General features: G+C 30.5%; 16 protein-coding genes. 9 read left to right on the forward strand and 7 right to left on the reverse strand.

Features of this window, described 5'->3' with window-relative positions:
• Positions 1 to 2: 2 nt before the first annotated feature.
• From ACH5TX_RS06555 to ACH5TX_RS06570, 4 genes are read right to left on the reverse strand one after another with little or no spacing between them, the layout of a single operon-like run.
• Positions 3 to 1040 (reverse strand): o-succinylbenzoate synthase, encoded by a 1038-nt coding sequence (locus ACH5TX_RS06555; RefSeq protein WP_439338730.1) that lies wholly within the window; start codon positions 1038 to 1040, stop codon positions 3 to 5.
• The gene (locus ACH5TX_RS06560; RefSeq protein ID WP_439338731.1) at positions 1041 to 1718 is read right to left on the reverse strand and encodes a metal-dependent hydrolase; all 678 of its coding nucleotides are present in this window, start codon (positions 1716 to 1718) and stop codon (positions 1041 to 1043) included.
• A gap of 41 nt (positions 1719 to 1759) precedes the next feature.
• A complete protein-coding gene (menA, locus tag ACH5TX_RS06565) occupies positions 1760 to 2662 on the reverse strand; it encodes a 1,4-dihydroxy-2-naphthoate octaprenyltransferase (RefSeq protein WP_439338732.1) in 903 nt (300 codons plus the stop codon).
• A 7-nt stretch (positions 2663 to 2669) separates the two neighbouring features.
• Positions 2670 to 3509: a 1,4-dihydroxy-2-naphthoyl-CoA synthase gene (locus tag ACH5TX_RS06570; RefSeq protein WP_439338733.1), complete on the reverse strand. Its 840-nt coding sequence runs from the start codon at positions 3507 to 3509 to the stop codon at positions 2670 to 2672.
• Between the two features lie 115 nt (positions 3510 to 3624).
• On the opposite strand from ACH5TX_RS06570, the gene ACH5TX_RS06575 reads away from it, so the two are divergent.
• The gene (locus ACH5TX_RS06575; RefSeq protein WP_439338734.1) at positions 3625 to 4785 is read left to right on the forward strand and encodes a C1 family peptidase; all 1161 of its coding nucleotides are present in this window, start codon (positions 3625 to 3627) and stop codon (positions 4783 to 4785) included.
• A 171-nt stretch (positions 4786 to 4956) separates the two neighbouring features.
• Entirely contained in the window at positions 4957 to 5127 is a 171-nt protein-coding gene (locus tag ACH5TX_RS06580; RefSeq protein WP_439338735.1) for a hypothetical protein, read from the forward strand.
• A gap of 106 nt (positions 5128 to 5233) precedes the next feature.
• Here ACH5TX_RS06580 and ung read toward each other — a convergent pair whose 3' ends face one another.
• On the reverse strand, positions 5234 to 5899 hold the full coding sequence (gene ung, locus ACH5TX_RS06585; protein WP_439338736.1) for a uracil-DNA glycosylase: 666 nt from the start codon (positions 5897 to 5899) through the stop codon (positions 5234 to 5236).
• A 62-nt stretch (positions 5900 to 5961) separates the two neighbouring features.
• On the opposite strand from ung, the gene ACH5TX_RS06590 reads away from it, so the two are divergent.
• Both ACH5TX_RS06590 and ACH5TX_RS06595 read left to right on the forward strand, forming a co-directional pair.
• Positions 5962 to 7455, forward strand: coding sequence for a YfcC family protein (locus ACH5TX_RS06590; protein WP_439338737.1), 1494 nt, complete (start codon positions 5962 to 5964; stop codon positions 7453 to 7455).
• A gap of 37 nt (positions 7456 to 7492) precedes the next feature.
• Positions 7493 to 7978, forward strand: coding sequence for a DinB family protein (locus ACH5TX_RS06595; RefSeq protein ID WP_439338738.1), 486 nt, complete (start codon positions 7493 to 7495; stop codon positions 7976 to 7978).
• Positions 7979 to 8129: 151 nt separating this feature from the next.
• Here ACH5TX_RS06595 and holA read toward each other — a convergent pair whose 3' ends face one another.
• Complete coding sequence (holA, locus tag ACH5TX_RS06600) at positions 8130 to 9134, reverse strand: DNA polymerase III subunit delta (protein WP_439338739.1); 1005 nt, start codon at positions 9132 to 9134, stop codon at positions 8130 to 8132.
• Between the two features lie 106 nt (positions 9135 to 9240).
• On the opposite strand from holA, the gene ACH5TX_RS06605 reads away from it, so the two are divergent.
• The 5 genes from ACH5TX_RS06605 (at position 9241) to ACH5TX_RS06625 (ending at position 14244) form a co-directional block, all read left to right on the forward strand.
• A complete protein-coding gene (locus ACH5TX_RS06605) occupies positions 9241 to 9684 on the forward strand; it encodes a type I restriction enzyme HsdR N-terminal domain-containing protein (RefSeq protein WP_439338740.1) in 444 nt (147 codons plus the stop codon).
• A complete protein-coding gene (locus ACH5TX_RS06610; RefSeq protein ID WP_439338741.1) occupies positions 9684 to 10673 on the forward strand; it encodes a glycosyltransferase family 2 protein in 990 nt (329 codons plus the stop codon). The genes ACH5TX_RS06605 and ACH5TX_RS06610 overlap by 1 nt, the downstream gene beginning before the upstream one ends.
• A gap of 96 nt (positions 10674 to 10769) precedes the next feature.
• On the forward strand, positions 10770 to 11609 hold the full coding sequence (locus ACH5TX_RS06615; RefSeq protein ID WP_439338742.1) for an OmpA/MotB family protein: 840 nt from the start codon (positions 10770 to 10772) through the stop codon (positions 11607 to 11609).
• 439 nt (positions 11610 to 12048) lie between these two features.
• The gene (gene dgt, locus ACH5TX_RS06620) at positions 12049 to 13470 is read left to right on the forward strand and encodes a dGTP triphosphohydrolase (RefSeq protein WP_439338743.1); all 1422 of its coding nucleotides are present in this window, start codon (positions 12049 to 12051) and stop codon (positions 13468 to 13470) included.
• A gap of 3 nt (positions 13471 to 13473) precedes the next feature.
• A complete protein-coding gene (locus tag ACH5TX_RS06625; protein ID WP_439338744.1) occupies positions 13474 to 14244 on the forward strand; it encodes a nucleotidyltransferase family protein in 771 nt (256 codons plus the stop codon).
• A gap of 211 nt (positions 14245 to 14455) precedes the next feature.
• On the opposite strand, the gene ACH5TX_RS06630 is transcribed toward ACH5TX_RS06625, so the two are convergent.
• Positions 14456 to 15076 (reverse strand): L-threonylcarbamoyladenylate synthase, encoded by a 621-nt coding sequence (locus ACH5TX_RS06630; RefSeq protein WP_439338745.1) that lies wholly within the window; start codon positions 15074 to 15076, stop codon positions 14456 to 14458.
• Positions 15077 to 15091 lie beyond the last annotated feature (15 nt).

The following is a 15091-nucleotide window of genomic DNA, read 5'->3' on the forward strand; positions in this document are numbered from 1 at the left end:
TTTTATATATTAAATTTCCAATTATTATTTTTATTGTAATGTAATGATCCTTTTTTTACCTGTAATGGTGAATCAAAATTATTAGTAAACAATCCACCAGTTCCTAAACCTTGTGGCAAACTACTTTGCTTAGTGTATGTATATTGAGCAATAGCATTAAGTCCTATATTACTTTCAAGTGCACTGGTAATCCACCAACCCATTTTATGCTTTTCAGCTATTTCAATCCATTCATTACTGCCTTTAAATCCGCCAACCAAACTGGGTTTTAAAATAATGTATTGCGGATTTATAGTTTGTAGCAATGTCTCTTTATTTGTTACAGAAAAAATGCCGATTAATTCTTCGTCTAAGGCAATTGGTAAAGGTGTATTTTTACATAAGCTTGCCATAGCTTCTATTTGACCTTGTTTTATTGGTTGTTCAATAGAATGCAAATCAAAATCTGATAATATTTTTAATTTTTCTAAGGCTTCAGAAGGTAGAAAAGCACCATTGGCATCAACACGTAATTCTATATCTTTTGAAGAAAATTCTTTTCTAATCGACTTTATAAGATTGATTTCTGTTTGAAAATCGATGGCGCCAATTTTCATTTTAATACACGTAAAACCCGCTTCAATTTTTTCAATAATTTGTTGTTTCATAAAAGCTTCGGTTCCCATCCAAATAAGACCATTAATAGGAATTGAATTTTCGCCTTCTGTGAATTTAGAAGGAAATAATTCAAATTTATTTTGACTTTCTAAAGATTTTAAAGCTGTTTCTAATCCAAATTGGATACTTGGGAATTCAATTAATTCATCTAATAAAACAGCTAAGCCTAAATGAATGTTTTGGCAAGTCCATTTTAACTTTTCTTCATAATCAGGTCTATCATCAACAGACAAACCTCTAAACAAGCCACACTCACCTATGCCTTGTTTTTCTTTAGATTCTAAAATAAGAAACCACGTTTCCTTTGTTTTTAATATGCCACGAGATGTTCCGCTAGCTTGTTTAAAATTGAGTATGTGTTTTTTATATGAAGCCTTTATCATTTATAATTCTATAGATGCTCCAATTTCTAAAAGCATTAAATCTTTATCTTTTTCGAAGAATTTTCTTTTTGCTGCTTCATGATCTATTTCAATATATCCAAAAGTATCATAATGGCAACCTAAAATTTTATCGCATGCAACAAAATCACTAGCCAGTATCGCATCATCAATACCCATAGTAAAATTATCTCCTATTGGAAGAATAGCTAAATCTAATTTTGTTTGCATAGGTATCAACTTCATATCAAAAGACAAAGCGGTATCGCCTGCTATATAAATATTTTTATGCTCGCCTTCAATAACAAAACCACCTGGTTGACCGCCATAACTACCATCTGGAAAAGATGATGAATGTATAGCATTTACGTATTTAACGGTTCCGAAATCAAAATCCCAAGTACCTCCATGATTCATTGGGTGACCTTCAAGTCCTAAATTACCAAAATGTGTTATAATTTCATAATTAGAAATAATAATAGCCTTAGTACGTTTTGCTATGGCTTCAACATCTAAAATATGATCTTGATGCGCATGTGTTACTAAAATATAATCGGCTTTAAGCGTATTTATATCAATACTAGAAGCATTTGGGTTTCCTGTTATAAAGGGATCGACAAGAATATTAACGTCATCTATTTGAATACCTAAACTAGCATGACCATAAAAAGTAATTTTCATAACTATAGAATTTAAAAGATTAAAACATGACAACTAATATACTACAACAAATGCCCTATTCCCATTAAAATGGCTAATAAGACTGTTGTTAGCGCTAATTTCTTTAATTCAGGATCTAATAATTTTGGATCGGTATTATTATGTACCTTTTTTAAATGAATTAATAAAGGGATATAAGCTATCACAAAAATTAAATTATATGGAGACGTATAATATAAAAGTCCGAATAAACCAGAAAGTATTATTGCTAAACCAATTAATACTTTATGATATATTTTAGATTTTTCACTACCCAACTTAACTGCTATGGTAATTTTATTTGCTTTAGTATCAGAAATAATATCTCGCATATTATTAAGGTTTAATACAGCTGTACTTAATAAACCAATAGTAAGTGCTGGTAAAAAAACCACATGATCTACTTGTTTTGCATAAAGTACATAACACCCTATTATACTTACTAACCCAAAAAATATAAAAACAAAAATATCGCCTAAAGCTCGATAACCATAAGCATTATCGCCTACTGTATAACGCATTGCTGCTACAACAGATAAGGCTCCTAATAAAAAAAATAAAATTGTTAAAAGGAAGTTTTTCACACCAAATGCACTAAAAATTAGTGCTATAGATAAGCCTATACAAATTAAAACGTTTATTTTAATAGCATTAAACATGTCGTCTGGCGATATTTTACCAGATTGAATAGCTCTTTGAGGCCCTACTCTATCGTCATTATCTGTACCTTTTACGCCATCGCCATAATCATTTGCGAGGTTAGATAGTATTTGAAAACTTAAGGTAGTTAAAATAGCTAAAAAACAAACTTTCAAATTAAAAACCCCATTATATTCAGCAAAGCAAGAAGCCAAAATAATTCCTGAAATTGATAAAGGCAAGGTTCTTAAGCGCATGGCAGAAATCCAAAGAAAAAAATTTTTCATCCCCATACTATGGAATCCATTTTTTTACAAAGTTAGGTTTACGTTTCTCTAGAAACGCATTTCGTCCTTCAACAGCTTCTTCTGTCATATATGCTAATCGTGTAGCTTCACCTGCAAATACTTGTTGTCCTACCATGCCATCATCTGTTAAATTCATTGCGAATTTAAGCATCTTAATAGATGTTGGTGATTTTGCTAATATTTCTTGAGCCCATTCATAGGCAGTACTTTCTAACTCGTCATGTGGAATTACGGCATTTACCATTCCCATTTCAAAAGCTTCTTGAGCATTATAATTTCTTCCTAAGAAAAAGATTTCTCGTGCTTTCTTTTGTCCCACCATTTTTGCTAAATATGCCGACCCATAACCACCATCAAAACTCGTAACATCTGCATCCGTTTGCTTAAAAATAGCATGTTCTTTACTGGCTAAAGTTAAATCGCAAACCACATGTAAACTATGTCCGCCCCCAACAGCCCAACCAGGCACCACGGCAATAACCGCTTTTGGCATAAAACGTATTAAACGTTGTACCTCTAAAATGTTTAATCGGTGATAGCCATCTTTACCAACGTATCCTTGTTTTCCTCTTGCTTTTTGATCGCCTCCACTACAAAACGAATACACACCATCTTTAGTAGAAGGGCCTTCAGCAGACAATAAAACAACGCCTATATTTACATCTTCATTAGCATCATAAAACGCATCATAAAGCTCACTCGTTGTTTGAGGTCTAAAAGCATTTCTAACATTTGGCCTATTAAATGCTATTCTTGCAACACCATTACTTTTTTTATAAGTAATATCTTCATATTCTTTAACTGTTTCCCAGTTTACTTGATCCATTTTGTTTATTTTAGTCAAAAATAAATTTTATTTTATTAATAGCTATGTTTAATTTAAAATTTAAGCTTACAAAAGCTTTTATTTAATAGTTTTTATACGATTTTAATCCCCCATTATGAAGCACTTTTTTTTAAACTTTTCACTTTTATTATCTACATTTTTTACCTTTTCACAAGAAACAATAACTCAAAACATATCAATTCCGGCAGAACAAACATATGAATTTACGCCTGTAATTGATTTAAAAACATCTCCTGTTAAAAACCAAGGAAAAACAGGAACATGTTGGAGCTTTTCAACCTCTTCTTTTATTGAATCTGAAATTTATAAAAATTCAAAACAAGATATTGATATTTCTGAAATGTTTAATGTAAGAAAAACATATGAGGACAAAGCATGGAATTATGTTATGAGACAGGGAAAATCTCAGTTTAGCGAAGGCGGATTAGCGCATGATGTAACAAATTCTATTAAAAAATATGGCTTAGTACCTGAAAGCGCATACAATGGTTTTGTAAATAATGAGAATAAGTATGATCATTCAAAAATAGTTTCTGCCTTAAAAGTAGTTTTAGACGCCTACATTAAAAATGGAAAAGATTCTAAATACCCTAACTGGAAACAATCAACTGATTCTATTTTAAATATATATATAGGAAGAACCCCTGATACATTCATTTATAATGGTCATAATTATACGCCAAAATCATTTTTAAAAATGACAAAGTTTAATCCCGATGACTACATCACTTTAACATCATTTACCCAAGTCCCTTTTTACTCTAAATTTATTTTAAACATTCCAGATAATTTTTCTAACGGATCCTATTATAACCTGCCAATAAATAAATTAGTTGAAATAACTGATTATATCTTAAAAGAAGGCCATACTATAGCTCTAGATATCGATGTTTCAGAGAAAACTTTTTCACAAAAATATGGAGTTGCTGTGATTCCGAAAGACATAGAAAACACAAAAAAATCATTAACTTATATTGTGACAGAAAATGATGTAACACAAGAATACAGACAAAACGAATTTGAAAATTACAATACTACTGATGATCATTTAATGCACATAACAGGTATAGTAAAAGATCAAAACAATAAAATGTATTATAAAGTTAAGAATTCATGGGGTTCTAAAGGAAATAGAATAGGAAATGGTGGTTTTATATACATAAGTAAGGCTTATTTTAAATTGAAAACTATTTCTATTTTACTAAAAAAGGATAAACTCCCTAAAAAAACTTATAAAATTTTATCAAAATCTTAAAAAATGGAAGCGTTATTTAAAGTTTTATTACAAATTAAAAATAAGTATAACTACTTATAGCTTTGTAGTCTTTTTTTTAGTAAATTTGTATTGTTAACATTTTTAAACGATGAATTATTGCATTTCATCGAATAATAATGTATTTTAGCAGAATATAAAATCCCAAAGCCTATGTTATTAACAATTACTATTTCAATTTCAATCTTAGTAGCAACTAACTTATTACTTTTAATGTTTAGTTGGAATAAAACAGAAAAAGCAGCCAAAGTAGACAAAAAACCTGTAGTACTTAGACCAGAACTACATCTTGAAGAACAACGTTTAGCTCCAACTGGTAGTTAATTTTTTCAACTATTAACTAAAGTAAATAATAAACAACATATATTCTTTTAAAAATATATGTTCATACTATTCTTTTATATTTCCTGATATAAATTAGTAATTAAAACTACCAAGATATTAATTTTGCACCTAATTCATTTAGAATCACATTAGTCTCACTAAAACATTTATTACCAAACCAATACCCTCTATTAGCACTTAACGGTGAAGGATGACCACTAGTTAAAACATGATGTTTACCTGTATCTATCAATTTTGTTTTTTTCTTTGCAAAACCACCCCAAAGTAAGAATACAATATTTCCCTTTTTCTCACTTATAACTTTAATGACTGCATCAGTAAATTGCTCCCACCCTTTTTTTTGATGACTTCCAGCTTCATGCGCTCTTACTGTTAATGTTGCATTCAATAATAAAACACCTTGTTTAGCCCAATGTGATAAATCACCACTTTCAGGATACGAAATACCCAAATCTGTTTCAAGTTCTTTAAAAATATTAACTAAAGATGGTGGATGTTTCACTCCTTTCTTTACTGAAAAACAAAGCCCATTCGCTTGACCAACATCATGATAGGGATCTTGACCTATAATAACAACTTTAACAGCATCAAAAGCACAATAATTAAAGGCATTAAATATTTCATTTTCAGGCGGGAAACATTCATATGCATCATATTCAGACTTAACAAATCTTAATAAATCTTTAAAGTAAGGTTTACTAAATTCATCTTGCAAATAATCCTTCCAACTCTTTTCTATCTCTATATTCATTCGAAAAATTTAAAATCATACTAAAATAATACTATCTTTAATCCTAATAAAATATTTACCGATTGAAAAAAATAAAATTCCCTACAGCCCAAACTATTTTACTTGTAATTGCTGGTTTAGTAGCCATCTTAACATGGATTATCCCTTCTGGAAAATTTGATTCTTTAGCTTACAATAAAGACAACAATACATTCACCAAAACACATTTAGAAGAAACCACCACCTTAGATGCTACACAAAACACTTTAGACGCCTTAAACATTAAAATTCCATTAGAAAAGTTTACGAATGGTGATATTTGGAAACCTATTAGCATCCCTAACACCTATAAGGAAGTTGAAAAAACACCACAAGGCGTCGCAGCATTTATACAATCGCCCATAAAAGGTATTATTGAAGGTGCCGATATTATTTTTCTCGTCCTTTTTATAGGAGGTCTTATAGGTATTATGAATTACACAGGCGCCTTTGATGCTGGTATTTCATGGCTAGCCGTTGCCTTAAAAGGAAAAGAATTTTTACTAATTATTCTTGTAACAATACTCATTGCCATTGGAGGTACTACTTTTGGTTTAGCTGAAGAAACCATAGCCTTCTACCCCATTCTTATTCCTATATTTCTTGCTGCTAAATATGATGCCATGGTGGCATTGGCGAGTGTTTATATAGGTTCATCCATTGGAACGATGTGTTCTACAACAAATCCGTTTAGTTCTATAATAGCTTCTGATGCTGCAGGTATTAACTGGACAACAGGTTTAACAGGACGATTTGTTATGCTTATTCTAGGTACACTAATTTGTATTATTTACATCATCAGATATGCACAGCGTGTAAAAAAAGACCCATCAAAATCTGTTATTTTCGATCAAAAAGATTCTATAGAAAAAATGTTTGGCAGTAATACCGACTCTTTAATTGTATTAACTTCACGTTTACGTCTTATACTTTTCATTTTCATTATGTGCTTTATCATTATGGTTTATGGCGTATCACAATTAGACTGGTGGTTTATAGAAATGACTGCTGTATTTTTAGTCGGTTCTATTTTAATTGGATTCATAGCTAAAATAAACGAATACATTTTTGTTGACACCTTTATAAAAGGCGCTAGCGATTTGTTAGGTGTTGCCATAATAATAGGTATTGCTCGTGGTATTACGGTTTTAATGGAAAACGGACAAATAAGCGATACCATGCTGTACTATGCAAGTAATGCTACAAACGGCATGAATAAAGGTTTATTTATAAATGTGATGCTTTATATTTATGGAGGCTTATCCTTTTTTATTCCTTCATCGTCTGGAATGGCTGTATTAACCATGCCAATTATGTCGCCTTTAGCCGATGGCGTTGGTATTGGTAGAGAATTTGTTGTTAACGCCTATCAATATGGTATGGGCCTATTTGCATTTATAAATCCTACGGGCTTAATATTAGCATCCTTAGCTATTGTAAAAGTTGGCTATAATAAATGGTTGAAGTTTGTAATGCCGTTAGTAATTATACTATTAGTATTTACTATGCTTGTACTTACTGTGTCTGTGTATTTATAGAATAATTAATATAAGTGTTATACCCAAGCTGACAAAAATGATGAAAGAATACCGAAATAATGGTTCAATTGGAGCTATATTAGATGAATATGAAAAGGCTTTAACTGAAATGGAATATTTAATAACTGATTTGAAAAATGAAGATTTAGCCTTTATTGTAGATAACAAAACGGATGATTCTGATTGTAAATCTATCCAAACAATTTTGACTCACGTTATTAGAGCTGGTTACAACTATGTCATTGAAATCAGAAAGTCTTTTGGAGAAAAAATAGATTTTATTGAACATAAAACATTTAAAACAGCAGAGGAATACGCTCTAGAATTGAAAAAAATGTTTGAATATAATGAGAAACTATTTAAAGATTATCCGAATTTGAACTTTGAAGCATATAAATCTGAAAGAAAAATTTTAACCAAATGGGGACAACTATATGATATTGAACAATTGTATGAACACGCTATTGTTCATGTTTTAAGACATAGAAGACAAATAGAGAAATTCATAATTACACTGAATTAAAAAAGCCTGTGTACAAAAAAGCATAAAATTAATGGCTAGTTTTAGCTTACTAAATTAGTGAACAAACGCACAACTAATATTATAAGTAAACATTCTAGATACAATTTTCTATTGAAAACCACTCAAACTCCCTATTAAAACATACAACAAGTTAATTTAAAATCTTAACAAGTAATTCTTTTAACAAATCACCTTGAGGGACGGCATTCGAGCCTACACCCTTACTTTTTACATCAAACTCTCTAAGGGTTGAAACTACCATACTTACTTTTCGCATCGGATAATTTCTAGCAGCTGATATATATTCATTTACAAAATACGAATTCACCTTTAATGCAGACGCAACATTTCTAGGCGACTTGTCTTTTAATCCATGAAAATGAAGTAATTGCGAGAAAAAATTAAACAACAAAGACACCGTAACAACTATAGGGTTATCCTTTGGGTTGTTAGCAAAATAATTTACAATTTGGTAGGCTTTAACGGTGTTTCGCTCCCCTACAGCTTTACGTAATTCAAAATTATTAAAGTCTTTACTAATACCTATATTTACTTCAATAATCTCTGGTGTAATCTGACTTCCTTCAGGTAAAATAATTTGAAGCTTCTCTAATTCATTATTAATCTTACTTAAATCGGTTCCTAAAAACTCCACAAGCATTTGAGCTGCTTTAGGCGAAATAGTATATTTCTTAGGCGATAAAACCCGACGAATCCAATCGGCTACCTGGTTTTCGTAGAGTTTTTTACTCTCGTAAACAACGCCTGTTTTTTTAAGCGATTTATACAACGCTTTACGCTTATCTAGTTTTTTATATTTATAATTAAAAACGAGAACCGTTGTAGGTTGCGGATTTTGCGCATAAGAAGCCAGTTTCTCAATAGTTCGCGATAAATCTTGAGCTTCTTTAACAATAATAACCTGGTACTCTGCCATCATAGGGTAACGCTTCGCATTTCCTACAATATCATCAATAGATACATCGCGACCATACAAAACCGTTTGGTTAAATCCGCGTTCCTCTTCACTTAAAACACTAGCTTCAATATAATCTGAAATTTTATCAATATAATAAGGTTCTTCGCCCATTAAAAAATAAATAGGTTTCAGTTTGCCTTGTTTTATATCGGTAGCTATTTGTTTTACTTCGTCCAAATCAATAAAAATTTCAAATTATAAAATCCAAAACCCAACATTTTTAGTTTGCTGCTTGGATTTTGATTTATGTAGTTTAACTTTGAAAAAAAATCAATGTGCATTCATGCAAGCATTAAACTTTCCTAAGTTTTCATTTCGATTCAAAAATAGCGAAAATAAAGTTTCTATTTTTGATCCTATTCGTAAAAAGTTTGTGATTCTTCAACCCGAAGAATGGGTGCGCCAGCACTGTGTTTTGTATTTAATTAATGAAAAAGGCTATCCAAAATCATTAATAAATGTAGAAAAAGAACTCACAGTTAACTCATTAAAAAAACGATACGATATTGTGGTTTTTAATCCAGATGGAAGTATTCATCTTATTGTAGAATGTAAATCGACAAAAATTAATGTCGATCAAACCACATTCGATCAAATTGCACAATACAATTTAACCCTAAATGCCAGCTATTTAATGGTTACTAACGGATTAAATCATTATTATTGTCAAATGGATTTCGAAAATGAACGCTATCAATTTTTAAAAGATATTCCAGATTATAAATAATGAAATTTGCCATCGTCATATTAAATTGGAACGGAAAAAAACTACTAGAACAGTTTTTACCATCGGTTATTGAATACTCTCAAGACGCCGATATTTATGTTGCCGATAACGCTTCAACCGATGATTCTATCTCCTTTTTAAAATCAAGCTTCCCTTCTGTAAAAATTATTCAGAATAAAGAAAACGGTGGTTATGCCAAAGGCTATAACGATGCTTTAAAACACATTAAAGCAGATATTTTCTGTTTATTAAATAGCGATATAGAAGTTACAAAAAACTGGCTCGCTCCTATTAAAGACACCTTTACAGGCGAAGCAAACACAGCCATTATTCAACCCAAATTATTAGATTATAAAAACAAAGTCTATTTTGAGTATGCTGGTGCTGCTGGCGGATTTATAGACAAATACGGTTACCCGTATTGCCGCGGTAGAATTTTTGATACCATTGAAAAAGATTCAGGACAATACAACGACACGTCTGAGATATTTTGGGCATCAGGAGCCTGCCTCTTTATTAGAAGTCAGGTATTTCAGGAATTAAACGGATTAGACGCACATTTTTTCGCACACATGGAAGAAATAGACCTGTGTTGGCGTGCTAAAAACGCAGGATATGCTGTAAAATACGTGGGGCAATCTACAGTGTACCATGTTGGCGGTGCAACCTTAAGTAGTTCAAGCCCTAAAAAAACATACCTAAACTTTAGAAACAGCCTATATACACTTACAAAAAATGCCAAAGGCCATATAGCATCTAAAATTTTTGTCAGACTCCTTTTAGATGGCGTAGCAGGTGTCAAGTTTTTATTAGAATTTAAACCCAAACACATCTTAGCCATTATAAAAGCCCATGCTAGTTTCTACGGGCATTTAAAGCACTTATTAAAACAACGAAAGCTTACAAAAAACAAAATTAAATACTACCAAAGAACATCTATAGTCTTTGATTATTTCGTAAATAAAAAAGACAATTACAAAAGATTATAAAAAGTTCGTAAAAGTTTTGTTAACTATGTTAAAAACGGCTTTTTTTTGTATATTTTTGTTACTGTTTAAATTTTAAAAGTTAATCCTATAACAATTATGAAAAAAGTTTTATTACTTAGCGTATCTGCAATGATATTATTAAGTTCATGTGTATCAAAAAAACTATACACAGATCTTCAAGCAAAACAAAAAGAAACTCAAGATTTACTTAATTCTGCAACTGTAAAATTAAACTCTTGTTTAGAAGACAGAGCATCAGCTACAGCTAAAGTATCACTTTTAGAAGGTCAAGTAGACGATTTAAAAAAGTATAACGATAACTTACAAGTATTATCTGCAAAAGGTGCCTCTAACGTAGAAAAAACATTAGAAAGCATTAAAGAAAAAGAATTAAAAATTACACGTTTACAAGATGCATTAACTAAAAAGGATAGTGTAACACTTGCAGTTGTAACAAGCTTAAAACGCGAAGTTGGTATTAACGATCCAGATATTGAAATAAACGTAGAAAAAGGTGTTGTGTTTATCTCAATTGCCGATAAATTATTATTTAAAAGCGGAAGCTACAACGTAACAGCTAGAGCTAAAGAAGTACTTGCTAAAGTAGCTAAAGTTGTAAACAGCAAACCAGATTTCGAATGTATGGTAGAAGGTCATACAGATAATATTCCTTATAAAAAAGATCCTTTACTAGACAACTGGGATTTAAGTGTTAAACGTTCTACATCTATTATTAGAGTATTACAAGAGTTAAATGTTAACCCTGCACAATTAATTGCTGCTGGTCGTAGTTCTTACGTACCTTTAGTAGATAACGATACTGCAGAGAACAGAGCTAAAAACAGACGTACGCGTATTGTAGTTTTACCTAAAATTGACCAATTCTACGATATGGTTGAAAAAGAAATGAAAAATCTTTCTGCTGGTGGAAACTAGTTAAATTTTCAACATAAAATATTTAAAAGCTCAACTATAAAGTTGGGCTTTTTTTATGCGTGTAATTTGGGCGTTATTTTTATTCTGAATTTAGTTCAGGACCAAGGTCAGGCTGGAGTTTATCTTGAGCGAAGTTGAAAGGCTGTATCTTTTGTTTTTTTGTCATTCCTGCGCAGGCAGGAATCAATTCCAAAATCAGAAGTACTTTTAATTATTTGTTTTTAGCCGAAAAAGAAAACAAAAGGATACCGCTCAATCCTTAACGCGGGCTTAGTAACTAGGTTGATAATTTGTAATATAGATTCTACATATCACTTTAATTTATCAGAAAAAATAACTAAATTCGTTTAACGTATGATATTAAATATTCATGCTGAATTTATTTCAGTATTAAAATGATTTCATATCAACGTCGTTATGCATAATACCAAAACAAACTATGAACTATAAAGAAAAATGGAGCTTATTACTTGGAGAAAAAAGGTTTCGAGAAAAATCATCAACAATTAAAAGCGATGGACGAAACACATTTGAAAACGATTATGGTCGACTAATTTCAAGTGCTCCAATTCGAAGATTGCAAGATAAAACCCAAGTATTTCCTTTAGAAGAAAGTGACTATATAAGAACAAGATTAACACATTCTTTAGAAGTCTCTTACTTAGCAAGCTCAATAGGACAAAGTATAGAAAACCTATTACTAAATAAGAACGAACTTGAACCTGAATTAAAAGGCAATATGAGTTCACTATTACGAGTTGCTGGTTTGGTTCACGATTTAGGCAATCCACCTTTTGGACATTTTGGAGAGGAAGCAATAAAAAAATTCTTTAAAAGATATTTTAAAAAGAACAAAAACACAACTCTTACTGAACTTGAAAAAGCAGATTTTGAAAACTTTGATGGAAATGTACAAACACTTAGAATACTTTCTAAACTTTATTATTTTGGAGATGAATATGGATATAATTTAAATTATTCAAGTTTAGCTACTGTTATAAAATATCCCTCTAATTCAATAAACGGAAACAAGAAGTTGTTACCTCAAGATGAATACAACGAATTAGATTCAGAAGAAAAAAAGAAACATACTTATGAAGTGTCTAAGAAAAAATTCGGTTTTTTTCAGTCCGAAAAAGAAACTTATAAAAAAATTGATAATCATCTAAAACTTGGTCACAGAAGACATCCTGTTGTCTATTTATTAGAAGCTGCTGACGATATTGCTTATAGTGCAGCAGATATTGAAGACGGAATTAAACTTGGAAAAGTTGATTTAAATGATATTGAAAGAATTTTCAGCAAACATCTTAAAGAAAATAAAGATATAGTTCTTAAAAAATTAAAAGATCTAAGAAAAGAATTCGAAAACAATAATAACGTTGACTCTTCTTTAATCGTTCAAAAATTTAGAATTTTCACTCAGCAAATAATGATTGGCAGTATTGTAAAATCATTTGAAGAGCATTATGATGTTATAATGGAAGGAAAACTCGAAAATGAAATAATTGACATATCTGCTGCTAAAGATATTAGAAAAGCTTATAAAAACTTACAATATATTGTATTTGATGATAAATCTATTCTTAAGAAAGAAATAGCTGGATGGGAAGCTATTTATGGTTTATTAGATATCTTTGTCGAAGCATCAAAAAGCAAATCATTTAAAGCAACTGGTAATAATTTAGAATCAAGATTATATAAAATTATTTCTACGAGTCATAGAAAAGTATTTGAGGATATCGAAAAATATTCAAATGATGAATATAAAACTTTACAATTAATTGTAGATTTTATTAGTGGAATGACAGATAGATATGCTATTAGGTTGTTTCAAGAACTAAAAGGAATAAAAATTTAAATATTGGACTATAAACATATTAAATCACAATTCAAATTACATTTTAGTTATGAATTAAATAATAATCCAGAACTAAAATTTCTTCTATTCGAAATATTCGTTTATGGAAGCGCTTATATTGTAGGTGGATATTTTAGAGATTTTTTAAACTCAAAAAAATCAAGAGATTTAGATATAATAATAGATTTAAACAATGAAAGGTTATTAGACATTGTAAAGAAGTCAAAAGCCAAATATACTATAAATAGACATAAAGGAATTAAGTTCCAATTTGAGAACATTGTTGTAGATATGTGGAGTATTGAAAACAATTGGGCTTTCAAAAATGAATTAGTGAAACTTAATGAAAATGACAAATTAAATAGTATTGCAAAAGGTTGTTTTTATAATTATGATTCACTAGTAATAAATCTTCATACATTTAATTTAAATATTCAAAATTATAAAGACTATTTAGAAAATGGAAAATTAGACATTTTATTAAAATCACCTATCTATAAAATTCTCAATCCAACAACAGAAGCCAATATCTTAAGAGCATTTTACTTAAAGAAAACTCAAAACATTCAATTTTCATCAGACACTAAAAAGTATTTAATAAAAAAAATAGGTCAAATGAAGGACAATGGACTTGACCCGGTTAATACGCTAGAAAAAACGAAAGAAAATTACACAAAATACCAAAGTTCACTCGGAGTAAAGGATATAGAAATATTTATAAACGAATTGTATTCTGCAAATCAATTTGACAATCAGATTTATTTAGATTTTTAGTAAAGTACTATGCACAACAATGTGTATAATTCATTGCTAGTTATAGCCTACTTACGAAAGTCCTCGTGGACTTTCTATCTGTGATTTATTTACTAACTTTAGTGCTTAAACACGCAACGAAATCATACATTAGACCGTTAAACGAACTCTCTCCAAAATAAAAAAACTTAATTAAAATTCTTTCTATTAAGATTCCTGCCTGCGCAGGCATTTAGAAAATCTCTAAACTCCCCTTGCCTTCTCTTACAATAATGGGTTCGTCTTCAGATAAATCGATAACGGTAGAGGCTTCGTTATCGCCATAACCACCATCAATAACTAAATCGACCAGGTTATCCCATTTTTCAAGAATAAGTTCTGGGTCTGTGGTGTATTCTAAAACTTCATCCTCATCGCGTATAGAAGTTGATATGATAGGATGCCCTAACTTTTCAACAATGGATAAAGCAATATTATTGGATGGCACACGAATACCAACCGTTTTTTTCTTTTTAAACGGATTGGGTAACGATTTAGAACCTGGAAGAATAAAGGTGTAAGGTCCTGGAAGCGCACGCTTTAATATTTTAAAGGTAGACGTGTCTATTTGCTTAACATAATCGCTTAAATGACTTAAATCGTGACAAATAAATGAGAAATTAGATTTCTCGAGCTTTACTTGTTTAATTCTAGCAACACGCTCTAAAGCTTTTAAATTGGTAATATCGCAGCCTAAACCGTAAACGGTATCGGTTGGATAGATAATTAAACCGCCTCGTTTTAGAACAGCTACCACCTTCTCAATCTCTTTCGGATTGGGATTTTCTTCATATATTCTTAAAAACTCAGCCATAATGCATCAACTTCT

The organism is Thalassobellus citreus (assembly GCF_044385915.1).
GTDB classification, from domain to species: Bacteria; Bacteroidota; Bacteroidia; order Flavobacteriales; family Flavobacteriaceae; genus Thalassobellus; species Thalassobellus citreus.

Excerpts from the sequence above, each read along its gene's own strand:
- ACH5TX_RS06560 (WP_439338731.1), bottom strand. The coding sequence starts at position 1,718 with ATGAAAATTACTTTTTATGGTCATGCTAGTTTAGGTATTCAAATAGAT.
- ACH5TX_RS06580 (WP_439338735.1), top strand. The coding sequence starts at position 4,957 with ATGTTATTAACAATTACTATTTCAATTTCAATCTTAGTAGCAACTAAC.
- dgt (WP_439338743.1), top strand. The coding sequence starts at position 12,049 with ATGAACTATAAAGAAAAATGGAGCTTATTACTTGGAGAAAAAAGGTTT.
- ung (WP_439338736.1), bottom strand. The coding sequence starts at position 5,899 with ATGAATATAGAGATAGAAAAGAGTTGGAAGGATTATTTGCAAGATGAA.
- ACH5TX_RS06575 (WP_439338734.1), top strand. The coding sequence starts at position 3,625 with ATGAAGCACTTTTTTTTAAACTTTTCACTTTTATTATCTACATTTTTT.
- ACH5TX_RS06555 (WP_439338730.1), bottom strand. The coding sequence starts at position 1,040 with ATGATAAAGGCTTCATATAAAAAACACATACTCAATTTTAAACAAGCT.
- menA (WP_439338732.1), bottom strand. The coding sequence starts at position 2,662 with ATGAAAAATTTTTTTCTTTGGATTTCTGCCATGCGCTTAAGAACCTTG.
- ACH5TX_RS06615 (WP_439338742.1), top strand. The coding sequence starts at position 10,770 with ATGAAAAAAGTTTTATTACTTAGCGTATCTGCAATGATATTATTAAGT.
- ACH5TX_RS06595 (WP_439338738.1), top strand. The coding sequence starts at position 7,493 with ATGATGAAAGAATACCGAAATAATGGTTCAATTGGAGCTATATTAGAT.
- ACH5TX_RS06630 (WP_439338745.1), bottom strand. The coding sequence starts at position 15,076 with ATGGCTGAGTTTTTAAGAATATATGAAGAAAATCCCAATCCGAAAGAG.
- ACH5TX_RS06570 (WP_439338733.1), bottom strand. The coding sequence starts at position 3,509 with ATGGATCAAGTAAACTGGGAAACAGTTAAAGAATATGAAGATATTACT.
- ACH5TX_RS06610 (WP_439338741.1), top strand. The coding sequence starts at position 9,684 with ATGAAATTTGCCATCGTCATATTAAATTGGAACGGAAAAAAACTACTA.
- ACH5TX_RS06605 (WP_439338740.1), top strand. The coding sequence starts at position 9,241 with ATGCAAGCATTAAACTTTCCTAAGTTTTCATTTCGATTCAAAAATAGC.